This is a genomic window from Frateuria sp., from assembly GCF_013362045.1.
GTDB lineage: Bacteria > Pseudomonadota > Gammaproteobacteria > Xanthomonadales > Rhodanobacteraceae > Frateuria_A.
This window is the reverse complement of sequence record NZ_JABFWW010000007.1, coordinates 1-23,316: the sequence shown is the minus strand read 5'-3', so window position 1 is coordinate 23,316 and position 23,316 is coordinate 1. Positions and strand designations below refer to the sequence as shown.

Sequence of the window (23,316 nt, the reverse complement as noted above, 5' to 3'; positions counted from 1 at the left end):
CTTGCAGTCACGGTGCCGCTGCTTGGCGGACTTCAGAGAGGAAAGCACCTTCACGGCAAGCTCCTGGGACAAATCGGGAAAATTCAAGCTGACAAGTGTAGCGGCTGTCCGGGCCTTTCACAAGTCGTGCGCCTCCTCGACGCCCTTGACGATCTGCAGGAACTTTGCCAGCACCGGCGAAGGGTTGTCCTTGCGGCTTGCGACGGCGAGCAGCAGGTAGGCATCCGGGTCCTCCAGCGAGACGTAGCTGACGCCGCCCAGCTGCACCACGCGCATGCTCGCCGGCACCAGGGCCAGCCCGATGCCTGCGGCGACCAGCGCCAGCAGGCCGTTGATCTGTTGCGCCTGCTGCCGGATCAGCGGGTGGAAGCCGGCCTTGCCGGCCAGTTGCACCAGCCGGTCGTACAGCGTTGCGGCCAGCTCGCGGGGCTGGCTGACGAAGGCCTCGTCCGCCAGTTCGCCGAACTGCACGCTGTCCTGCCCGGCCAGGCGGTGGCCACGGGGCACCGCCAGCAGCAACGGCTCGTAGTCGATCACGTCCATGCGCAGGGCGCGTGCGTCGGACTCGTGACGCGGCTCGTCGCGCACGAAGCCCACGTCGATCTGGTCCGTGCGCAGCGCCGTGAATTGCGGCTCGCTGTACATCTCGTGCAGTTGCATGCGCACCTTGGGCGCCGCCTGGCCGAAGCGCAGCAGGGTCTGGGGCAGGGCGCGATGGAAGGTCACCGATATGGTGTAGGCCAGCCGCAGCAGGCCGCTGAAACCGGCTGCCGCATCGGCGACGTGGCCGCGGGTTTCCTCGGCCTTGGCCAGGATCTGGCGCGCCTGTTCCAGCAGGATGCGACCCGGTTCGGTCAGCGCCACGTTGCGCCTGTCACGGTCGAACAGGCGGGTGCCCAGGTCCTGCTCCAGCGCCTGGATCTGCTGTGAGAGCGGAGGTTGGGAGATGTGCAGGCGCTGGGCGGCGCGGGTGAAGCTCAATTCCTCCGCGACGGCGACGAAGTAGCGGAGCTGGCGGAAGTCGAACATAGTCGAAGAGCGAATAAGTCGGTTGCCAAATATATATTGGATGGAGGTCAACGGCGAGCGTATCGTCTGCCTCGTCCAGCCACCATCCCCTCCCCCCGGGTGGCTGTGACCCTCGCCCCGCAGCGACGCTATCCCCGCGGTATCCGGTCCTCCTCCCCCAGAGCCGATACCGACGCGTCGTTCGCGGGGCGCTTTCCTTTTTCTCCACCGGTTGCTACAGCTCGGTCGCCAGTCGGGTGCCCTGGGCGATCGCCCGCTTGGCGTCGAGCTCGGCGGCAACGTCGGCTCCGCCGATCACGTGCGGCTTCAGTCCGGCTTCCAGCAATTGCTGTGCGAGCGCGGCGTTCGGCTCCTGGCCGGCACAGACCACCACGTTGTCGACCGGCAGCACCTGCGCCTGGCCGTCCAGCAGGACGTGCAAGCCCTCGTCGTCGAACCGCTGGTATCGCACGCCGCCCAGCATCTGTACCTGCTTGGCCTTGAGCGCGGCACGGTGTACCCAGCCGGTGGTCTTGTTGAGCCGGGCGCCTGGACGGCCCTCGCTTCGTTGCAGCAGCCAGATCTGCCGCGTGGACGCTTCGGGCGCGGGCCGGACCAGGCCGCCACGAGCGGTGAATGAGCGGTCCACGCCCCATTCCTGCGCCCAGCGCGTCGGGTCCAGGGTGGGCGAGGGCGGTTGCGCGGCGAGGAATTCGGCCACGTCGAAGCCGATGCCGCCGGCGCCGATGATCGCCACCCGTGCGCCGACCGGCCGGTCGTGGGCGAGCACGTCGAGATAGCCCAGCACGCGCGGATCGTCGCTGCCCTGAAACTGCACGGGCCGCGGCACCACGCCGCTGGCCACCACCACCTCGTCGAAGCTCAGCAGCACAGCCGTGTCCGCCCGGGTGTCCAGGCGCACGTCCACGCGCAGTTCGGCAAGGCGGTGCCGGTAGTAGCGCAGGGTTTCGTGGAATTCCTCCTTGCCCGGAATGCGCTTGGCATAGTTGAACTGGCCACCGATGTGGGCACCTTGTTCGAACAGTGTCACCGTGTGGCCGCGCTCGGCCAGGGTCGTCGCGCAGGCCAGGTCCGCGGGGCCCGCTCCGACCACCGCGATGCGCTTGGAACGAGCGGCCGGAGCGATCAGCCATTCGGATTCATGGCATGCGCGCGGATTGACCAGGCAACTGGCGCGCCGGTTCTGGAATACGTGGTCCAGGCAGGCCTGGTTGCAGGCGATGCAGGTATTGATCGCGGCGCTGCGTCCCGCGCGCGCTTTGGTGGCCCACGATGGATCGGCCAGCAGTGGGCGCGCCATCGACACCATGTCCGCTTCGCCGCCGGCCAGGACGCGCTCGGCCACCTCGGGCATGTTGATGCGGTTGGTGGCCACCAGCGGCAGGCTGACCTCGCCCTTGAGCCGCTGCGTAACCCAGGCGAAACCCGCGCGCGGCACCGAGGTCACGATGGTCGGCACGCGCGCCTCGTGCCAGCCGATGCCGGTGTTGATGATGCTGGCGCCGGCTTCTTCGACCGCCTTGGCCAGCAGCACGATTTCTTCCCACGACTGGCCGCCCTCGACCAGCTCCAGCATGGACAGTCGATAGATGATGATGAAGTCGCGGCCGACCGCCTCGCGCGTCCGCCGCACGATCTCGACCGCAAAGCGCATGCGCCGGGTGGCGTCGCCACCCCAGGCGTCGTTGCGGCGATTGGTGCGCTCGGCCAGGAACTGGTTGATCAGGTAGCCCTCCGAACCCATCACCTCCACGCCGTCGTAGCCGGCCTCGCGGGCGAGCTGCGCGCAACGCACGAAATCGCCGATGGTGCGCTCCACTCCACGGGAAGAGAGGGCGCGCGGCGTAAACGGCGTGATCGGCGACTTGAGCCTGGAAGGCGCCACCGACAGCGGGTGGTAGCCGTAGCGGCCTGCGTGCAGGATCTGCATGCAGATGCGTCCGCCCTCGGCATGCACGGCGCGCGTCAGCTTGCGATGCCGGGTGGCGTGCCACGGCATCGACAGGCGCCCGCCCAGAGGCTTGAGCCACCCGGCGACGCTCGGCGCTATGCCGCCGGTCACCATCAGCCCCACGCCGCCACGCGCGCGCTCGGCAAAGTAGGCGGCGAGCTTGTCGTAATCGGCCGCGCGATCCTCCAGCCCGGTATGCATCGAGCCCATCAGGATGCGGTTGGGCAGGGTGACATGGCCCAGCTCCAGCGGGGCGAACAGGTGCGGGTAGTGCATGCTGGCATCCATTCAAACGATCGTATGAATGTGCCGGGTGGGCGGCGCGAAAGCAAGCCGGGACGCCCGGCTTCCTCTCGTGAGGTGGAAGGCCTTCAGGCCAGCAACTGGCGCACCAGTGCGATATAGCAGCGCATGGCCTCATCCTGGGACATGCCGGCCAGGTGCGCCCAGGCCTCGCGCTTGGCGGTTCCCACGAAATCGAAGAAGCCCGGTGGCGTGCCCTGGACGTTGCCTTGCGAGCCCTGCTTGTAGAGGGCATAGAGCCGGAGCAGGGTGTCGTTGTCCGGCCGCACGCCAAGCTGCTTGACGTCCTCGGCGGCCTGTTCGAACTCGCGGCGAAGATCGGTCATGGCTGAACAGGTACGGCGACGGGCGGATGCGCGGCTAGATAGCATGCGCCCCGGTGCGGTCCAGCGCGAGATGGCCGACGCGCAATGGCCCAGGCGTTACCATGGCGTCTTTGCCGATGTCCCGGGAGCCCCATGAGCCGCACGCAGCCGGTCCCAGTCCTCACCGTCGACGGGCCGTCCGGTTCGGGCAAGGGCACCATCAGCCGCCTGGTTGCCGAGCGGCTCGGCTGGCGGTTGCTCGATTCGGGCGCGCTGTACCGTGCGGTCGGTTATGCGGCGGGCGCCGAGGGGCTGGATCTCTCCGATGCCGAAGCCGTCACGCGCTGCGCCAAGTCCACGAAGATCCGTTTTCAGGCAGCCGCAGACGGCGGTGACATCCGGGTGATCGTCAACGGCCATGACGCCACCGACGAACTGCGCACCGAGACCGCCGGTGCCGCGGCTTCCGCGATCGCCTCGATCCCCTCGGTGCGGCAGGCACTGGTCGACCTGCAGTTGGGCTTCCGCAAGGCCCCGGGCCTGGTTGCCGACGGGCGCGACATGGGCACGGTGATCTTCCCGGACGCCCCGTTCAAGGTGTTTCTCACCGCCAGTGCCGCCGAGCGGGCGAAAAGACGCTATAAGCAGTTGAAGGAAAAGGGGCTGAACGTTACACTTGGCGCCCTTCAGCGCGAGATCGAGGCGCGTGACGAGCGCGATGCGTCGCGCACCGTCGCACCGCTTCGCCCGGCCGACGATGCGGTTCTGGTGGATACCACCGGCATGCCGATCGAGGCCGTCGTCGCGAAAGTATTTGCCGTCGTGCGGTCCTGACAAGGCTGCACGCGGCTTTAGGTGCCTCTGCCGCGGCGGGGGTTTTGGTAACGGTGCCGACAGGGCGGTCCGTCAGGGCGCGTTTTCTGCGACACCCACAACCGGTGGGCCGGTTAGCCCGTGCGCATTTGATCCGACGGCGCGCACAAGGGGCTTTGGGCCTTTCTCATTTCTGGAATCAACATGACTGAAAGTTTTGCCGAGCTGTTTGAACAGAGCCAGCAGGCCATCGCCAAGCTGAAGCCGGGCGCCATCGTCACGGGCATCGTGGTGGAGATCCGCAACGACGTCGTCGTGATCAACGCGGGCCTGAAGAGCGAAGGCATCGTCCCGATCGAGCAGTTCCGCGACGAGGATGGCACCCTGGAAGTGCAGGTAGGCGACGAGGTGAAGGTTGCCCTCGACGCCCTGGAAGACGGCTTCGGCGAGACCAAGCTCTCCCGCGAGAAGGCCAAGCGCTCGATGGTGTGGGACGACCTCGAGCAGGCCTTCGACAAGGAAGAGACCATCACCGGCAAGATCTCCGGCAAGGTCAAGGGCGGCTTCACCGTCGACATCAAGGACGTCCGCGCGTTCCTGCCGGGCTCGCTCGTCGACGTGCGCCCGGTCCGCGACCCGGTGTACCTCGAGGGCAAGGACCTCGAGTTCAAGATCATCAAGCTGGATCGCAAGCGCAACAACGTGGTGGTCAGCCGCCGCGCCGTCGTCGAGACCGAGTTCTCCGAGGAGCGCGAGAAGCTGCTGGAACGCCTGACCGAGGGTGCGGTGGTCAAGGGCACGGTCAAGAACCTCACCGACTACGGCGCGTTCGTGGACCTGGGCGGCATCGACGGCCTGCTGCACATCACCGACATGGCGTGGAAGCGCGTGCGTCATCCGTCCGAGGTGGTCAACGTCGGCGACGAGCTGGACGTGCGCGTGCTCAAGTACGACCGCGAGCGCAACCGCGTGTCGCTGGGCCTCAAGCAGCTGGGCGACGATCCGTGGGTCAACATCTCGCGTCGTTACCCGGTCGGCAGCCGCCTGTTCGGCAAGGTCTCCAACGTCACCGATTACGGCTGCTTCGTCGAGATCGAGCCGGGCGTCGAAGGCCTGGTCCACGTGTCCGAGATGGACTGGACCAACAAGAACGTCAACCCGGCCAAGGTCGTGCAGGTCGGCGACGAGACCGAAGTGATGGTGCTGGACGTGGACGAAGAGCGTCGCCGCATCTCGCTGGGCATCAAGCAGACGCGTTCCAATCCGTGGGAAGCGTTCGCCGCCATGCACAAGAAGAACGACAAGGTGTCGGGCCAGATCAAGTCGATCACCGACTTCGGCATCTTCATCGGCCTGGAAGGCGGCATCGACGGCCTGGTGCATCTGTCGGACATCTCCTGGCAGGCCTCCGGCGAAGACCTCGTGCGCAACTTCAAGAAGGGCGACGAGATCGAGGCCGTGGTGCTGGCGGTCGATCCGGAGCGCGAGCGCATCTCGCTGGGCATCAAGCAGATGGAGCAGGATCCGTTCGGCCAGTTCATGGCCAACAATCCGCGCGGCACCATCGTCAACGGCACCGTCAAGGAAGTGGACGCCAAGGGCGCGGTGATCGACCTGGGCGAGGGCGTGGAGGGTTACCTGCGCGCCAACGACATCGCCAAGGAGCGCATCGACGACGCCACCCAGCACCTGAAGGTCGGCGACAAGGTGGAAGCCAAGTTCACCGGCATGGACCGCAAGGGTCGCCAGCTGGCGCTCTCGATCCGCGCCAAGGACGAGGAAGAGCTGCAGGACGCGATGGCCGAGTACGGCTCCGCTTCCGGCGGCACCACCAAGCTTGGCGCGCTGCTCAAGGAGCAGCTCAACAAGTCCGAGTAATCCTTTAGGATTACAATGGCTTGAGCATGAAGCGGGGCGGCGCCAGGCCGCCCCGCCGTTTAACGTCACGGACATTGGGGACCCATGACCAAATCCGAACTGATCGAGGCGTTGGCCAAGCGCCAGACCCACCTTGCGTTTGGCGACGTCGAGCTCGCGGTCAAGAGCGTGATCGAGCAGATGAGCCACGCACTGGCCGAGGGCGAGCGTATCGAGGTCCGTGGTTTTGGCAGCTTCGCGCTGCACTACCGGCCGCCGCGCATGGGGCGCAACCCCAAGACGGGCGAGGCCGTGGCCTTGCCGGGCAAACACGTGCCGCATTTCAAGCCGGGCAAGGAATTGCGCGAGCGCGTGAACCTGGCGCTGCAGGCTGAACTGGCCTGACGGTGACGGGAACCGGAGCTGCGGCTTCCGGTGGATTTTCCGAGGCAGGCGGCGCGAGCCGGTCCTGCCTTTTTGTTGCCTGCGTGCAATCGCCTGTTCAAGCCGATTCGGGTAAAGTCGCGCGATGCGATTGATTGCCCTGCTCATCCTCGCGCTCTTCGTGGTCGCCGGTGTGGTCGTCGGCGCGCTCAACGCCGACCCGGTGAGCTACGACCTGGCCTTTGCCAGGATGAGCCTGCCCAAGGGCGCCGGTCTGCTGGTTGCGCTGGTGATCGGCTGGCTGCTGGGAGGGCTCACCGCCTGGCTGGGCATGAGCCTGCGCCATCGCCGCCTGCTGCGGCGGCATCGGCCCAACGGGAAGACGCCGGCCCGCGCATGAACATCCTCTATGTGCTGGTTCTGCTGGTGCCGGCCGCCTTCGCCAGCGGCTGGTTCGCGGCCCGCCGGGCGGCGGTGCATCGCTCGGGCATGCGGGTCAGCGAGCTTTCCTCCGACTATTTCCGCGGCCTCAATTACCTGCTCAACGAGGAGCAGGACAAGGCGATCGAGGTCTTCCTCAAGCTGGCCGAGTACAACCGCGACACGGTGGAAACCCACCTGGCGCTGGGCAACCTGTTCCGCCGCCGCGGCGAGGTCGATCGCGCCATCCGGCTGCATCAGCATCTGGTCTCGCGGCCGGGCCTGACCGAGGCGATGAAGACGGTAGCGCTGCTTGAGCTGGGCGAAGACTACATGCGCGCCGGCCTGCTCGATCGCGCCGAGGCACTGTTCTGCGACCTCGTGGCAATGAATGCCCATGCGCCTTCGGCGCTGCGCCACCTGGTGGCGATCTACCAGCATGAACGCGACTGGCACAAGGCCATCGACCACGCACGCCGGCTGGAAGTGATGACCGGCGACGACGAGTCCCCGATGATCGCCCAGTTCTATTGCGAATTGGCCGAGCAGGCCCGCCAGCACGGCGCGCTGGCCGAGGCGCGCGACTATCTGCGTCAGGCTTTCGAATGCCAGGACGACTGCGTGCGCGCGTTCATGCTCACCGGCCGCCTGCATGCCGAGGCCGGCGAACACGCAGAGGCGGTCGCGGCCTATGAAGCGGCCGTGGCGGCCGATATCGCCTTCGTGCCGGAAATCCTGCCGCCGCTGCTCAACAGCTACGCATGCACTGGGCAGATGGAACGCGCCGAGCACTTCCTGCGCGACATCCTCGCCCGCTACCACGGCATCTCGCCCGTGCTGGCGCTGACTAAGCTCTACCACGAGCGCGACGGCGAACGCGCCGGCATCGAATTCCTCACCTCGCAGTTGCGCCAGCGGCCTTCGGTGCGCGGCCTGATGGCACTGATCGACGCGACCATGGACAAGATCGAAGGCGAGGCGCGCGAGAACTTCCTGATCCTGCGCGACCTCACCCGCAAGCTGCTCGAGGGCCAGGCGATGTACCGCTGCAGCCGCTGCGGCTTCGGCGCCAAGGCCCATCATTGGCAGTGCCCGAGCTGCAAGGGCTGGAGCACGATCCGACCCATCCACGGCGTCGCCAACGAGTGACACCCGCCGAATCCGCCATCGTGCTGGGATGGAGCCTGGTTGCGCTGGCGCTGGCGGCGGTGGTAGTCCGCGCGGCCATCTCCTACGCGCACCGACGCGGCATGCTGGACCAGCCCGGCCAGCGTCGTTCGCATGCATTGCCGACGCCGCGTGGAGGCGGCGTCGGCATCGTGGTGGCCTGTTTGATCACGCTGCCCGGCACATTCTGTAGCCTGTCCGGGCCGTGGCCCGTTGCGGTGGTGGTCGGCCTGGTGCTGGCCCTGCTGCTGGTGGCGGCCATCGGCTGGTGGGACGACCACCACCCCCTGCGGCAATGGCCGCGGCTGGGCGTACAGCTGCTGGCGACCGGGTTGTTCAGTGCAGCCCTGCTCGCCGGCACGAGCCTGTCCTGGTGGTGGATGCCGATGCTGGTGCTCGCCGGCGGCTGGAGCATCAACCTGCACAACTTCATGGACGGGATCGATGCCCTGCTGGCGCAGCAAGGCATCGTGGTGGCGGCGGGAGCGGGCTGCCTCGCCGCGAGCGTGGGCCAACCGGCGACGGCCGGTGCCTGCTTCGTTACCGCGGCCGCATGCCTGGGCTTCTGGCTCTACAACCGGCCGCCCGCGCGCATCTTCATGGGCGACGTGGGGAGCGGCAGCGTGGGCCTGCTGCTGTTCGCCCTGTCGGCGATGCTCTGGCGGGTCCAGCCGGCGTTGCTGTGGCCGATGCTCATCCTGGGTTCGAGCTTTGTTGCCGATGCCAGCTTGACCTTGCTGAACCGCTTCCTACGCGGCAGGCGCTGGTATGCCCCGCACCGCGAGCATCTTTACCAGTGGCTGGTACGATCCGGCGGCACGCACCGGCACGCGGCCGCGTGGTACCTGTGCTGGAACCTGTTTGTTGCCGCCCCGGTGGCGCTCGCGGCGCGGCTATACCCCGCCATGGCATTGCCAGCCTGTCTCGCCGTGTATACGGCAGCGGGCGCAACATGGGTGGTTACCAAGCGCCGTTGCGTGCGGCGTCTATCGCAGAGGGATCGTCATGTCGCCACGTAAATGGATCGGACTCATCCACCCGCGTTTTGCCGTGGTCGCGCATGACCTTGCGATGGCCGGCTTCGCCTGGTGGATCGCCAAGGCCCTGCGCTACGCAGCCGTGCCGGGCCAAGGCGGCAGTTTCGAAGCACTCGAGTTTCCCATCGTGCTTGCCATTCAGGGGCTCATCTTCACCTGGACCGGCTTGTACAAGGGCGTATGGCGCTTCGCCAGCCTGCCGGACCTGTGGAACATCCTCAAGGCGGCGGTAGGTGGCGCGCTGGGGATCGCCCTGGCGCTGTTCGTCTACGAGCGGCTGGAAGGCGTGCCGCGCTCGGTGCTGCTGCTTTATCCGGTAGCGTTGACCCTCCTGCTGGGCCTGCCGCGACTTGCCTACCGGTTCTGGAAGGACAGCCGGCTGGACCTGTTCAATGCGCGGGCCTCCAAGCGGGTCCTGATCGTCGGAGCGGATCGTGCCGGCGAGGCGCTTTCGCGCGATTTGCGCCGGGACGGCCATTACGGCGTCATCGGTTTCGTGGACGACAAGGCCAGCCTGCGCGGCGCCTCGATCAACGGCCATCCGGTGCTGGGCGGCATCGACCAGCTGCCGGAGCTGGCGCGTGAGGCGGCGGTCGAGATGCTGCTGATCGCCTTGCCCGCGGCCACCAGCAGCGAAATGCGCCGGGTGGTGGAACTGTGCGACCAGACCGGCCTGCCATACCGCACCGTGCCGAGGCTGGAAGACGTCGTCGCCGGGCGGGCGCAGTTCAACGAGATCAAGGAAGTGGCGATCGAGGACTTGCTCGGGCGCGACGCGGTGGAGCTGGACTGGACCGCGATCCGCGAAACCCTGACCGGCCGCCGCGTCATGGTCACCGGCGGCGGCGGTTCGATCGGCTCGGAGCTCTGCCGCCAGATAGCGCGGCTGGGCGCGCAATCGCTGACCATCATCGAGCAGAGCGAGTACAACCTCTACCGCATCGGCAAGGAACTGCGCAGCGATTACCCCGAGTTGCTGCTGGAGTGCGTGCTGTGCGATTGCGGCGACCGCATCGCCATGCAACTGGCGTTCGCCGAGAGCAAGCCGCAGGTGGTCTTCCATGCTGCGGCCTACAAGCACGTGCCCATGCTGCAGAAGCAGCTGCGCGCCGCGTTCCGCAACAACGTGCTGGGCACCCGTGCGGTGGCTGACCTCGCCAACGAGTTCCAGGTCGAGTGCTTCGTGCTGATCTCCACCGACAAGGCGGTCAACCCGACCAGCGTGATGGGCGCGTGCAAGCGCGTGGCGGAGATCTATTGCCAGAACCTCAATGCCCACTCGGCCACGCACTACATCACGGTGCGTTTCGGCAACGTGCTCGACTCGGCAGGTTCGGTGGTACCGCTGTTCCGCCAGCAGATCCGCGATGGCGGTCCGGTGACCATCACCCATCCGGAAATCACCCGCTATTTCATGACCATTCCCGAGGCCTGCCAGTTGATCCTGCAGGCCTCCTGCCTCGGGCAGGGTGGCGAGATCTTCGCGCTGGACATGGGCGAGCCGGTGAAGATCCGCGACCTCGCCGAGCAGATGATCCGGCTCGCCGGGAAAAAACCGGGCCCGGAGGTGCCGATCGTCTACACCGGCCTGCGCGCGGGCGAAAAGCTGTTCGAAGAGCTGTTCCACCAACTGGAAAACTACAGCGCCACCGCCCACGCCAAGATCTTCCTTGCGCAACATCGCGAGGTATCGTGGGAGTTGCTGCAGGCCTTGATCAACAAGGCCGGCGAGGCCGTCGCTGGATACGACGAGGATGAGTTGCGGCGCTGCGTTTCCAGCCTGCTGCCGTCGTTCCGCTGGAGCGACACGGCGCAGCCGGACAACGTGGTATCGATCCGCCGTTCCGAATCCGTCCGTACCGAAACAGGAGAGAAGTGAGTGACCAAGCCGTTGCGCAAGGTGGTGTTCCCCGTGGCCGGCCTGGGCACGCGTTTCCTGCCGGCCACCAAGGTGGTCGCCAAGGAAATGCTGCCGGTGCTGGACAAGCCGCTGATCCAGTACGCGGTCGATGAAGCGGTGGACGCCGGCGCCGATACCCTGGTGTTCGTCACCAACCGTTACAAGCACGCCATCGCCGACTACTTCGACAAGGCCTACGAGCTGGAGGCCAAGCTGGAAGAGAAGGGCAAGGACGAACTGCTCGCGCTGGTACAGGGCACCTTGCCGGCCAACGTGCGCGCGATCTTCGTCACCCAGCCCGAGGCCCACGGCCTTGGCCACGCGGTGCTCTGCGCCAAGCCGGTGGTCGGCAACGAGCCCTTCGGCATCATCCTGCCGGACGACCTCATCTGGAACCGTGGCAAGGGTGCGCTGGGCCAGATGGCCGCACTGGCCGAGAGCGAGCACGCGGGCGTGATCGCGGTCGAGGAAGTGCCGCACGACCAGACCGACAAGTACGGCATCGTCGATGCCGAGCCGGTCGACCAGCGCAGCGCGCGCATCCGCTACATGGTCGAAAAACCGAAGCCCGCCGACGCGCCGTCCAACCTCGCCGTGGTCGGCCGCTACGTTTTGCCGGGGCGCATCTTCGAGCTGCTGGAGCAGACCGAGCCGGGCGCCGGTGGCGAGATCCAGCTCACCGATGCCATCGAGGCGCTGCTGATGGAGCAGGGCAAGGTACTCGCCTATCGTTTCGAAGGCACCCGCTTCGACTGTGGCAACAAGGCGGGGCTGGTCCGCGCCACCATGCACATGGCCATGCAAGACCGCCAGCTCGCAGCGGTGGTTCGCGACTTCGCCGCGCAGCTTTGACTTTCCATCCGCGCTCTTCCGCCGCCACGGTGGGGAGCGCGGGCCGCCGGCATTCCCCGGGCATCGGATCGGGCGTGGCTCAGGGCCGGGTATGCCGCACAGCGGCGATCACCTCGACCAACCCACGCCCGACTGCGGCATGAGGCTGCGTTCTGCCAGAATGCGCGCCGCGTCCTGCCATCCAAGCCGGGCAGGATAGAAGGGGGAAACATCCGGATTGCGTGCGTCGCCGCCCTGCGGACGGCTCGGCGCGCCCGGGTGCAGGCGCCGGCCGGGCCGGTGGTCGGGATCGATAGGGAAGCGTCATGGACCTGCTGCGGTTTCTTCTGCTTTTGCCGGTGCGCCTGGTGCGCGGCCTGTTCAAGCTCATCGGATGGCTGCTGACGCCCTTGCTGGGACGCGTGAGCTGGTCCGCGCCGGCATGGATGCCCGCCACCGCCTCCCTGCTGCGGCGCAGGCCGCTGGCCTGCGCCAGTGGGGCGCTCGCCGTCTTGCTGCTGGCCGCCGCCGGCAGCTTCGGGTGGCAGTGGTACAAGCACCGGCCCCGGCCGGTCGAACCGGAACGGGTGACGTTCCAGCTGCAGGCTCCTTCGATCACCGACTACGCGGCCGAAAAGCCTACTTACTCCGCCCTGTCCGTGCGCTTCTCCGGTTCGGCGGCGCCCATCGAGCAGGTGGGCAAGCCCACCGGCGCAGGCATCGCGATGCAGCCGGCGCTGCGCGGCGAATGGCGCTGGCAGGACGACCGCACGCTGGCCTTCCAGCCTGCCGAGGACTGGCCGGTGGGGCAGCACTTCAAGGTGGCCTTCGAGCCTGCCCGTGCGTTCGCGCCGCAGGTGAGGATCGACAAGGACCGCTTCGAGTTCGACACGCAACCGTTCACGGTCAGGCTTGGCGCGGGCGAGTTCTACCAGGACCCGCAGGACGCGACCGCCAAGAAGATCATCCAGCCGGTGGACTTCAATTACCCGGTCGATGCCGCGCAGTTCGAACGGCGCATCTCCCTCGGTCTGCTCGACCGTACCGGAGGCCAGGCCGCCGCGCTGAAATTCACCGTTACCTACGACGCCTCCAGGCTGCACGCCTGGGTGCATTCGCAGCCGTTGGCGCTGCCGCGCGACGACGGTGCAGTGCGGCTGACGCTCGAACGCGGTGTGCGCAGCGTGCGTGGCGGCGATGCGTTCGACCAGGCGCTGGCGACCCAGGTGCGGGTGCCCGGCCTTTATAGCCTGCAGGTCGATTCGCTGACGCCGACCCTGGTCGACAACGACAAGTACGAGCCCGAGCAGGTGCTGGTGATGGGCCTGAGCGGTACGGTGCGCGACCGCGAGCTCGCCGCCGACGCCCACGCCTGGGTGCTGCCCCGGCGCAAGGCCGGCGTGAAGCAGGAGCAGGACGATCCGCCCTACGGCTGGGACGCGTCGGAAGTGAGTGAGGCGGTACTGCGCCAGTCCACGCCGCTTCCGCTGGAGGTGGTGCCGACCGAGGACGAATTCGCCGCGCAGCAGAGCTTCAAGTACCACGCCGAGCCGGGGCAGGTGCTCTACGTACGGGTGGAGCCGGGCCTCAAGTCGTTCGGCGGCTACGTGCTGGGCCACGCGCAGACCTTCACCGCGACGGTGCCCGACTACCCCAAGCTGCTGCGCTTCATGGCTGACGGCTCGCTGCTCTCGCTTAGCGGTAGCAGGCGCGTGTCGGTCGTCTCGCGCAATGTGCCGGGCATGCGGCTGACCATCGGGCGCGTGCTGCCCGACCAGTTGCAGCACCTGGTGGCGTTCAACCAGGGCAACTACAGCCATCCGCAGCTGGGCTTCCCGTTCGGCGAAGAACACATCGTCGAGCGCTATGACGAGAGGCGTGCCTTTCCCAAGGCCGACCCGGGCAAGGCCCACTACGAGGGCGTGGATCTGGGCCCGTACCTCAAGGACGGCCGTCGCGGCGTGTTCCTGCTGCGCCTGTCTCCATACGATGCCAAGGCGGAGGCCCGCCGCCGGGAAGCGCAGGCCAAGACCCGCGCCATCGCGGCGCAGGGCTATGCGCCGCCCGCGCCGGGCGAGCCTGCCGCCGCGTCGTCGGCCCTGTCGCCACAGGACGATGCTGCGCCTGTAGGTGCGGACGGCGATGGCGAGGAGGGCGACGGCGCGGGCGATGCGCGCCTGGTCGTGGTCACCGACCTGGGCCTGCTGGTCAAACGTGCGGCGGACGGCAGCCAGGACGTGTTCGTGCAATCGATCCACGACGGCCGCCCCGTCGGCGGCGCGGAAGTCTCGGTGCTGGCAGTCAACGGCCAGGCGCTCTACACGCAATCCACCGATGCCGACGGCGTGGCGCACGTGCCCACGCTCGATGGCCTGGCGCGCGAGAAGAAGCCGGCGTTGTACGTGGTGAAGAAGGGCGCGGACCTGTCCTTCCTGCCGATCGGCGGCGAAGACCGCCAGCTCGATTATTCGCGCTTCGATATCGGTGGCGAGCGCAATGCCGTCAACCGCGGCCAGCTTTCGGCCTACCTTTTCTCCGACCGCGGCATCTACCGCCCCGGCGATACCTTCCACGTCGGACTGATCGTGCGTGCCGACAACTGGGCGCGCAGCGTGGCGGGCTTGCCGCTGCAGGCGGAGATCATCGACCCGCGCGGCATCACGGTGAAGCGGCTGCCGATGGCGATGGACGGTGCAGGTTTCGGTGAACTGTCCTATGCGCCGGCCGAAACCGCGCCCACCGGCACCTGGACGGTGAACCTGCACGTCATGCGCGACGGCAAGGCCGACACGCAGATCGGCAGCACCACCGTGCAGGTGAAGGAGTTCCTGCCCGACCGCATGAAGGTGGCCGCGCACCTTTCCGCGCAGGTGCCCGAGGGCTGGGTCAAGCCCGACGAGCTCAAGGCCCTGGTCGACGTGCAGAACCTGTTCGGCACGCCCGCCGCCGACCGCCGCGTGGAGGCCTCGCTGACCCTGCGGCCGGCCTGGCCGGCGTTCCGCAGCTGGCCGCAGTACCACTTCTACGACGTGCGCCGCGCCAAGGAGGGCTACGAGCAAGCGCTGCAGGATGCCCGTACCGACGCGCAGGGCCATGCCGAATTTGCGCTGGACCTGGGCAAATATGCCAGCGCGACCTACCAGCTCTACTTCCTGGCCAAGGCCTACGAGGCCGAAGGCGGGCGCAGCGTGGCCGCCGCGGCGCAGACGCTGGTGTCCAGCAACGACTGGCTGGTCGGCTACAAGGCAGCCGACAGTCTCGACTATGTCGGCCGCGGCTCGACCCGCGCTGTTCGGCTGGTGGCGATCGGCCCGGATGCGAAGTCGATCGCGCTGGAAGGCCTCAAGGCCCAGCTGATCGAGCGCCGCTACGTCTCGGTGCTCACCCGGCAGGATTCGGGCGTCTACAAGTACGCCTCGCGGCTGAAGGAAATTCCGCTGGACGAGCAACCGCTGCGCATCGCCGCCGGGGGCCTGGACTACGCCCTGCCTACCGACAAGCCGGGCAACTTCGCGCTGGTGATCCGCCGCGCCGACCGCACCGAGGTCAACCGCGTGGAATATTCGGTGGCGGGCGATGCCAACCTGACCCGCTCGCTGGATCGCAACGCGGAGCTGCAGCTCAGCCTGGACAAGGCCGACTACGCGCCGGGCCAGACGATCGAGGTCTCCGTGCGCGCGCCCTATGCCGGCAGCGGCCTGATCACCATCGAGCGCGACAAGGTCTATGCGCATGCATGGTTCCGTGCCGACACCACCAGTTCGGTGCAGCACATCGCCGTGCCGAAGGACTTCGAGGGCAACGGCTACGTCAACGTGCAGTTCATCCGCGATCCGTCCTCGGACGAGGTCTTCATGAGCCCGCTGAGCTACGGCGTGGTGCCGTTCTCGGTGAGCCTGGAGGCGCGCCGCAACGCGCTCGCGCTGGACGCGCCGGCGCTGGTCAAGCCGGGCCAGACGGCGGTGTTCCACCTGCGCGCCGCGCAGCCCACGCGCGCCGTGGTGTTCGCGGTGGACGAGGGCATCCTGCAGGTGGCGCGCTACCAGCTGGGCGATCCGCTGAAGTACTTCTTCCGCAAGCGCATGCTCGAGGTGGGCACCTCGCAGATCCTCGACCTGATCCTGCCGGAGTTCGAGAAGCTGATGGCGATGGCCGCGCCCGGGGGCGACGCGGACGGTGCCATCGCGCGCCAGCTCAATCCCTTCAAGCGCAAGCGCGACCTGCCGGTGGCCTACTGGTCGGGCATCGTCGATGTCGACGGCGAGAAGGACTTCAGCTACGCGGTGCCGGACTATTTCAACGGCAAGCTGCGCGTGATGGCGGTCAGTGTGTCGCCCGCACGCATCGGCACGGCGGAAACCTCCACCACCGTGCGCGGCGACTTCGTGCTCTCGCCCAACGTGCCGACCACGCTGGCGCCGGGCGACGAGGCGGAGGTGAGCGTGGGCGTGGCGAACAACCTCAGCGGCCAGGGCGAGCAGGCGGTGCCGGTGGCGGTCACGCTCGCCACCGGGCCGGGCCTCACGGTGCTCGGCGAGGCGACGCAGACGCTCAAGCTGGCCTCGATGCGCGAGGGCGTGGCATTGTTCCGTGTCAAGGCCACCGATCGGTTGGGCTCGGCGCATCTCGGGTTCGCCGCCACCTATGCCGGCAAGTCGGCGAAGCAGGGTGTGGACCTGTCGGTGCGCCCGGCCGCGCCATTCCGCGCCACCATCGAGATCGGCAAGGTGGATGCGCAGCGCAGGGTGGACGTGGCGGACCTGCGCGACCTGTACGACGTCCATGCGCGACGCGACGCGGCGTTCTCCAACCTGCCGCTGGTGCTGGCGCGCGGCCTCTCCGCCTATCTCGCCGACTTCGAGCACTACTGCACCGAGCAGGTGCTGAGCCGCGCGATGCCGGCGCTGGTGTTCGGCGAGCGGCCGGAGTTCAAGCGCGTGCTGGAAGCTTCCGAGCACACCGGCGGCGCCACCGAGGCGCAGGCGCTGGAGCGCCTCTACGACGTGCTGCACACGCGCCAGAACGAGCAGGGCGGCTTCGGGCTGTGGACCGCCACGCCGCAGGCCGACCCGTTCCTGACCGACTACGCCATGCAGTTCCTGCTGGAGGCGCGCGACCGCGGCCAGCGCGTGCCGCGCGACCTGTTCGACGCCGGCAACGGCTACCTGCGGCAGATCGCCAGCAGCGAGGGCGAGGATTCGCTGGACAGCCTGCGCCAACGCGCCTACGCGGTGTACCTGCTGACCCGCCAGGGCACGGTGACCACCAATTACCTCGCCTCGGTGCACCGGCGCCTGCAGCAGGCCTACCCCGACCAGTGGCGCGACGACCTCGCCGCCGCCTGGCTGGCCGCCTCCTACAAGCTGCTCAGGCAGGACCAGGAAGCCGACCGCCTGATCGCCGGCCCGCTCAAGCTGCTGGTGCGTTCGCGCGACACCGAGGCCTGGCGCTACGGCTACTACTACGATCCGCTGGTGCGCGATGCCAGCGTGCTTTACCTGCTGGCGCGGCACTTCCCCGAGCGCATCAGGAAGCTGCCGCCGGCGGCGCTGGACAACATCGTGCGGCCGCTGCAGGCCGAGCGCTTCAATACGCTGTCCTCGGCCATGACAGTGCTGGCGCTGGATGCCTGGGCCGGCGCGGCGCCGGCCGACACGGCCAAGCTGCGCATCGACGCCGTGCAGGCCGACGGCAAGCTGCTGGGCGCCGGCCAGCCGCAGGGCATGCTGCAGTCGGCCACCTGGACGGCCGGCACGCAGCGCCTGCGCTTCACCGACGCGGGCGAGCTGCCTGCCTGGTACGTGATCAGCCAGGGCGGCTACGACCGCAAGGCGCCCGCCACCGCGCTCAAGCAGGGCATCGAGATCGTGCGCGACTACACCGATACCGACGGCAAGCCGCTCGCCCAGGTGGCGACCGGGCAGGAGATCGACGTGCACCTGAAGATCCGTGCCACCGGCAGCGAAGGCGTGGGTAACGTAGCCATCGTCGACCTGCTGCCGGGCGGCTTCGAGCCGGTGATCGAGCCGGCGCCGCGCGTCACCGACCCGCAGGCGCAGCCCGCCAGCGACGAGGGCGGCGACAGTGCGGTGACCGCCGCGGCTTGGCGCTCGCCGATCGGCTTGTCCGAGTCCACTTGGCGGCCGGAGTACGCGGACATCCGCGAGGACCGCGTGGTGATCTACGGCGAAGCTACGCCGGACGTGCGCGAGTTCGTCTACCGCATCAAGGCCACCAACGCCGGGCGCTTCGTGGTCCCGCCGGCGTATGGCGAATCGCTGTACGACCGCACCCTGCAGGCGCGTTCGCCCGGCGGCGCGGTGCTGACCGTCGTGCGCAAGCCCTGACCCAGGGCGCGGGGCGGGCCAACCCGTCCTGCGCCCGCCGCCGATGCGCAAGCTGCTCCGCCTCGTCCTCCGCTTCCTGCACCGCTGGCAGAACTGGCTGGCGGGGTTGGCGCTGCTCGCCGCCATGCTGGCCGGCTGCCGGCTGTGGCCGCATCCGCCGCTGCGCCAGGCGCTGCCCTCGTCGGTCGCCGTGTACGACGCGCAGGGCCGGCTGCTGCGGCTGACCCTCGCCAGCGACGAGCGCTACCGCGTGTGGACGCCGCTGGAACAGATGTCGCCCGCACTGGTCGATGCCGTGCTGCTGCACGAGGACCAGTGGTTCCGTTGGCATCCTGGCATCAATCCGTACGGGCTGCTGCGCGGCGCCTGGGTCACCTACGTGCGCCACGGCGACCCGCAGGGTGGTTCCACGCTCACGATGCAGCTGGCGCGGCTGCTGTGGCGGCTCAACACGCGCACGCCGATGGGCAAGCTGCGGCAGATCGGCCGTGCGCTGCAACTGGAGGCGTTCCATTCCAAGCACGACATCCTCGAGGCTTACCTCAACTTCGCGCCCTACGGACGCAACATCGAGGGCGTGGGCGCGGCCAGCCTGGCCTACTTCGACAAGTCGCCGGCGCGGCTCAACCTGCCCGAGGCGCTTACGCTGGCCGTGCTGCCGCAGGATCCCACACGCCGGCTTGCCGCCACTGATGGCGCCGTGATCAACGCGGCGCTGGCGCGATCACGCAACCGGCTGTTCGCCGCGTGGGTGCGTACGCACCCGCGCGATGCGGCGCTCAAGCCGCTGTTCGCGCTGCCGCTGGCATTGCGGCCGCTCTCGCGCCTGCCGTTCGAGGCGCCGCACGCGGCGGAGGAAGCGTTGCGCGCACGTCGCCTCGACGCCCCAGGCGCCGCCTCGATGACGCTCACCCTCGACCTCGACCTGCAGCACAGCCTGGAGCGGCAGGTACGGCGCTACATCGAGCACAACGACGCACGCGGCATCCGCAACGCCAGCGCGATCCTCGTGGACACGCGCGACATGGGGGTCAAGGCGCTGGTCGGCTCGGCCGACTACGCCGGCGCGGCGATCCAGGGCCAGGTCGACGGCACCCAGGCCAAGCGCTCGCCCGGTTCCACGCTCAAGCCATTCATCTACGCGCTGGGCTTCGACCAGGGCGTGCTGCACCCGCAGACCGTGCTGCGCGACGTGCCCACGGCGTTCGGCCCGTATACGCCGGAGAACTTCGACGGGCGCTTCCTGGGCCCGGTCACTGCCACCGAGGCGCTGGTGCGCAGCCGCAACGTGCCGGCCGTGTGGGTGGCCTCGCAGCTGGCGCAGCCGAGCCTCTACCAGTTCCTGCGCACGGCAGGCATCAGCCGCATGGCCAGCGAGCGCCACTACGGCCTGGCGCTGGTGCTGGGCGGCGGCGAGGTGACCATGCAGGAACTGGCCGGCCTCTACGCCATGCTCGCCAATCGCGGCGAGCTGCGTCCGCTGCGCCTGCTGGCCGACGCACCGGCCGCTCCGGGCACACGCCTGCTCAGCGAGGAAGCGAGCTTCATGGTGATGGACATGCTGCGCCAGAACCCGCGCCCCGACGAGGCCAGCGGCGCGCAGCCCATGCGCCTGCCGGTCTACTGGAAGACCGGCACCTCCTGGGGTTTCCGCGATGCCTGGACCGCCGGCGCGTTCGGCCCCTACGTGCTGGTGGTATGGGTGGGCAATTTCGACGGCAGCGGCAATCCCGCCTACGTCGGCATCGAAGCTGCGGCGCCGCTGTTCTTCAACATCGTCGACGCGCTCGAGGCCGAGCGGCCCGGCCTGGCTGAACCGGTCCACCGCATGCCGGCGCAGCTCAAGCGGGTGCCGATCTGCCTCGCGAGCGGCGACCTGCCGAACCAGTGGTGCCCGCAGCGGGGCCTGACCTGGTTCATCCCAGGCAAGTCGCCGATCCGGGTCAGCAACGTGCACCGGCCGGTGGTGATCGACGACGCCACCGGCCAGCCGGCCTGTCCGCCGTACGCGGGCAAGCGCACGCACGTGGAGGTGTTCGAGTTCTGGCCGTCCGACCTGCAGCGCGTGTTCGCGCAAGCCGGCATGCCGCGCCGTGCGCCGCCACGCAATGACGCCTGTGTCGATGCCGGTCGCCCCGACGGCGACCCGCCGCGCATCGCCTCGCCGCTGCGCGGCAGCCTCTACGCCCTGCGGGTGAAGGACCGCGGCCGGGCGCCGATCGCCTTCGCCGCCACCGCCGATGCGGACGTGCGCATGCTGTACTGGTTCGTCGACGATGCCTACGTGGGGCGGGCGGCGCCGGCCGGCTCGGTGGCCTGGCAGCCGCACGGTGCTGGGCGCTACCGCGTGCGCGTGGTCGACGACCATGCCCGCAGCGACGAACGCATGCTGGACGTGGCGCTGGTCGAATAGCGCCCGGTGCCTGCGATATGCTCGACCGTCGCCCGACGTGCCTTCTTCCATGACGCAGTCGCCTGCCATTTCCTACTACCGCGCCACGGCCACGCCGTATGCTCCGTATGCGCCGATCGAAGGCTCCACGGAGGCGCGCGTGGCGGTGATCGGCGGCGGCTTCGCCGGCCTCAACACCGCTTTGGGCCTGGCCGAGCGCGGACTGCGCGACGTGGTGCTGCTGGAGCGCGAGCAGATCGGCCATGGCGCCTCGGGGCGCAACGGCGGGTTCGTGTTCGCCGGCTATTCGCTGGGCGAGCAGGCCTTGCTGGGCCAGCTCGGCGAGGCGCGCGCGGGGGCGCTGTTCCAGCGCACGATCGAGGGCGTGCACCGCATCCGCCGTCGCATCGCCGACTATGCGATCGCCTGCGACGCAGTGGACGAGGGCGTGATCTGGGCCAACTGGTTCCGCGATCCCGGCGTGCTGCGCGCACGGCAGCAATTGCTGGCCGCGCATTACGGCGTTGAATGGGAGTGGTTGCCCGAGGCCCGGTTGCGCGAGCGCATCCACAGCACGCGCTACCACGAGGGCCTGTTCGAGCGCGACGCGCTGCACCTGCACCCGCTCAACTATGCGATCGGCCTGGCCGGCGCCGCGGCCGGGCAGGGCGTGCGCATCCACGAACACAGCGGCGTGCGCCATCTGCAACGGGTTGGCGACCGCTGGCGCGTGCAGACCGCTTCCGGCGAGGTGCTCGCCGAGCAGGTGGTGCTGGCCTGCGGGGGCTACCTGGCGGGACTCGAGCGCAGCATCGACCGCGCGATCCTGCCGATCGCCACCTACGTGATGGTGACCGAGCCGCTGGGTGATCGCCTGGCCGAATGCCTGACCACGCGCGCGGCCGTCTACGACACGCGCTTCGCCTTCGACTATTACCGGCCGTTGCCGGACACGCGGCTGCTCTGGGGCGGCCGCATCTCGGTACTCGACCGCTCCCCGCGCGCCGTGCAGCGGCTGCTGCGGCGCGACCTGCTGCGTGTGTTCCCGCAACTGGACGGAGTACGCATCGACTACGCCTGGTCCGGTTTGATGAGCTACGCCCGCCACCAGATGCCGCAGATCGGCGGACGCGAGGATGGCCTGTGGTGGGCGCAGGCGTTCGGCGGCCACGGCCTGAGCTCGACCTGCGCGGCGGGCGAATTGCTGGCGGCAGCCATTGCCGAGGGTGACCCGGCCTGGCGCGAGTTCGCCGGCTACGGCCTGGCGCCGACCCATCGCCCGCTGGGTTTCCTGGCCGCGCAGGCGAGCTACTGGCGGGCGCAGTTGCAGGATTGGTTCAAGACGAGGTTGGAAGGATGACGGACGTGCAGGAGATCAGCTGGGCGGACTTCGAGAAGGTGCTCATCGTGGCCGGCACCATCGTGCGCGTGGAGGCGTTTCCCGAGGCGCGCAAGCCGGCGTGGAAGGTGTGGGCGGACTTCGGGCCCTACGGCGAGCGCAAGACCAGCGCGCAGATCGCCGCGCTGTACTCGCCCGAGCAACTGGTCGGCAGGCAGATCGTGGGCGTGCTCAATTTTCCCGAGAAGCAGATCGGCCCGTTCCGCTCGCAGTTCCTGTTGACCGGGTTCCACACCGATGCCGGCGTGGTCGTCACCACGGTGGAACGGCCGGTGCCCAACGGCGCGCGGCTCGCGTGAGCATGCTGCGTCCGGCGTGCGCCTCCGATGCGGCGGAGATCGCGCGACTGTCGGGCGAACTGGGGTATCCGGTGGACGCGGCGAGCATGGCCGCGCGGCTGGATGCGTTGGTGGGTGACCCCTGCCAATGCGTGCGTGTGGTCGACGTGGCAGGCCGTCTGGCCGGCTGGATCGCCGCCGAGCGGCGTCTGAGCCTGGAGGTCGGCGAGCGCGTGGAGATCACCGGTCTGGTGGTCGATGGCGCGAGCCGCCGAGGCGGCGTGGGGCGGACGCTGGTCGCCGCCGCGGAGGCATGGGCCAGGGAGCAGGGTCTCGGCATGGTGGTCGTGCGTTCCAACGTGCAGCGCCAGGCCTCGCACCCGTTCTACGAAGGACTGGGCTACGTGCGGCGGAAGAGCCAGCACATCTACGCAAAGCACTTGGGCTGAGCGGCCATGGGTGATGGGACCGACGCCACTTCCGCTGCAGGGACGATGCCCTCGTAGCGCGCGGGGTCAGGGTGCGATCGCCTGGACGAGCACGGCCTCGTTCCCGTGCATTGCCTCCACGCCGGACGCCAGGCTCGCCAGCGTGTCGTCATGCACCACCGCCAGTGCTTCGGCGGCCGCATCCACCGCCACGACGTCCAGCAACTGGATCGCCGTCAGGCCATCCACTTCCAGCACGCCGCCGGGCGCCAGCGCGCGCGACAGCCGCAGGTGGCGCAGGTGCCGCTTGCTGCCGCCGCGGTAATGCATGCGCGCCACGATCTCCTGGCCCGGATAGCAGCCCTTGTCGAGCGCCGTGGCGCCGATGGCGCCAAGGTCCAGCCATGCCGGCAGCAGCTCGCCTGCCGTGCCTTGCACCAGCCAGGGCCAGCCGCTACGCAGTTGCGACAGGCGC

Annotated in this window: 17 protein-coding genes; 13 read left to right on the top strand and 4 right to left on the bottom strand. The window is 68.6% G+C overall.

Translation table 11 applies throughout. The annotated features are described in order from the left end of the window. Positions 1-117: 117 nt before the first annotated feature. From HOQ08_RS00240 to HOQ08_RS00230, 3 genes are all read right to left on the bottom strand, one after another. Positions 118-1,029 (bottom strand): LysR substrate-binding domain-containing protein, encoded by a 912-nt coding sequence (locus HOQ08_RS00240; protein ID WP_291189760.1) that lies wholly within the window; start codon positions 1,027-1,029, stop codon positions 118-120. A 214-nt stretch (positions 1,030-1,243) separates the two neighbouring features. After that, positions 1,244-3,256, bottom strand: coding sequence for an NADPH-dependent 2,4-dienoyl-CoA reductase (locus HOQ08_RS00235; RefSeq protein ID WP_291189757.1), 2,013 nt, complete (start codon positions 3,254-3,256; stop codon positions 1,244-1,246). A 95-nt stretch (positions 3,257-3,351) separates the two neighbouring features. Further along, positions 3,352-3,609 (bottom strand): acyl-CoA-binding protein, encoded by a 258-nt coding sequence (locus HOQ08_RS00230; RefSeq protein ID WP_291189754.1) that lies wholly within the window; start codon positions 3,607-3,609, stop codon positions 3,352-3,354. Between the two features lie 132 nt (positions 3,610-3,741). On the opposite strand from HOQ08_RS00230, the gene cmk reads away from it, so the two are divergent. From cmk to HOQ08_RS00165, 13 genes are all read left to right on the top strand, one after another. Next, a complete protein-coding gene (gene cmk, locus HOQ08_RS00225; protein WP_291189751.1) occupies positions 3,742-4,422 on the top strand; it encodes a (d)CMP kinase in 681 nt (226 codons plus the stop codon). A gap of 183 nt (positions 4,423-4,605) precedes the next feature. Next, a complete protein-coding gene (gene rpsA, locus HOQ08_RS00220; protein ID WP_291189748.1) occupies positions 4,606-6,279 on the top strand; it encodes a 30S ribosomal protein S1 in 1,674 nt (557 codons plus the stop codon). 84 nt (positions 6,280-6,363) lie between these two features. Further along, positions 6,364-6,663: an integration host factor subunit beta gene (locus HOQ08_RS00215; protein WP_291189743.1), complete on the top strand. Its 300-nt coding sequence runs from the start codon at positions 6,364-6,366 to the stop codon at positions 6,661-6,663. Positions 6,664-6,787: 124 nt separating this feature from the next. Continuing rightward, positions 6,788-7,042 carry a lipopolysaccharide assembly protein LapA domain-containing protein gene (locus HOQ08_RS00210; protein ID WP_291189740.1) on the top strand — a complete coding sequence of 85 codons (255 nt, stop codon included), beginning with the start codon at positions 6,788-6,790 and terminating at the stop codon, positions 7,040-7,042. Beyond that, positions 7,039-8,211, top strand: a complete 1,173-nt coding sequence (gene lapB / locus HOQ08_RS00205; protein WP_291189737.1) for a lipopolysaccharide assembly protein LapB — start codon at positions 7,039-7,041, stop codon at positions 8,209-8,211. Before HOQ08_RS00210 ends, lapB begins: the two co-directional genes overlap by 4 nt. 101 nt (positions 8,212-8,312) lie before the next feature. Next, complete coding sequence (locus tag HOQ08_RS00200) at positions 8,313-9,248, top strand: glycosyltransferase family 4 protein (RefSeq protein ID WP_291189734.1); 936 nt, start codon at positions 8,313-8,315, stop codon at positions 9,246-9,248. Continuing rightward, a complete protein-coding gene (locus tag HOQ08_RS00195) occupies positions 9,235-11,145 on the top strand; it encodes a nucleoside-diphosphate sugar epimerase/dehydratase (protein ID WP_291189731.1) in 1,911 nt (636 codons plus the stop codon). Before HOQ08_RS00200 ends, HOQ08_RS00195 begins: the two co-directional genes overlap by 14 nt. Beyond that, positions 11,146-12,018 carry a UTP--glucose-1-phosphate uridylyltransferase GalU gene (gene galU / locus HOQ08_RS00190; RefSeq protein WP_291189729.1) on the top strand — a complete coding sequence of 291 codons (873 nt, stop codon included), beginning with the start codon at positions 11,146-11,148 and terminating at the stop codon, positions 12,016-12,018. A gap of 305 nt (positions 12,019-12,323) precedes the next feature. Further along, positions 12,324-18,344 carry an alpha-2-macroglobulin gene (locus HOQ08_RS00185; protein WP_291189726.1) on the top strand — a complete coding sequence of 2,007 codons (6,021 nt, stop codon included), beginning with the start codon at positions 12,324-12,326 and terminating at the stop codon, positions 18,342-18,344. 43 nt (positions 18,345-18,387) lie between these two features. Continuing rightward, positions 18,388-20,757, top strand: a complete 2,370-nt coding sequence (pbpC, locus tag HOQ08_RS00180) for a penicillin-binding protein 1C (RefSeq protein ID WP_291189723.1) — start codon at positions 18,388-18,390, stop codon at positions 20,755-20,757. 49 nt (positions 20,758-20,806) lie between these two features. After that, complete coding sequence (locus HOQ08_RS00175) at positions 20,807-22,096, top strand: FAD-binding oxidoreductase (protein WP_291189720.1); 1,290 nt, start codon at positions 20,807-20,809, stop codon at positions 22,094-22,096. Continuing rightward, positions 22,093-22,434, top strand: coding sequence for a tRNA-binding protein (locus tag HOQ08_RS00170; RefSeq protein WP_291189717.1), 342 nt, complete (start codon positions 22,093-22,095; stop codon positions 22,432-22,434). Before HOQ08_RS00175 ends, HOQ08_RS00170 begins: the two co-directional genes overlap by 4 nt. 2 nt (positions 22,435-22,436) lie before the next feature. Next, positions 22,437-22,862, top strand: a complete 426-nt coding sequence (locus HOQ08_RS00165; RefSeq protein WP_291189763.1) for a GNAT family N-acetyltransferase — start codon at positions 22,437-22,439, stop codon at positions 22,860-22,862. 66 nt (positions 22,863-22,928) lie between these two features. On the opposite strand, the gene HOQ08_RS00160 is transcribed toward HOQ08_RS00165, so the two are convergent. Beyond that, on the bottom strand, positions 22,929-23,316 hold a 388-nt coding region (locus tag HOQ08_RS00160), incomplete at its 5' end, for a tRNA-modifying protein YgfZ (RefSeq protein WP_291189713.1).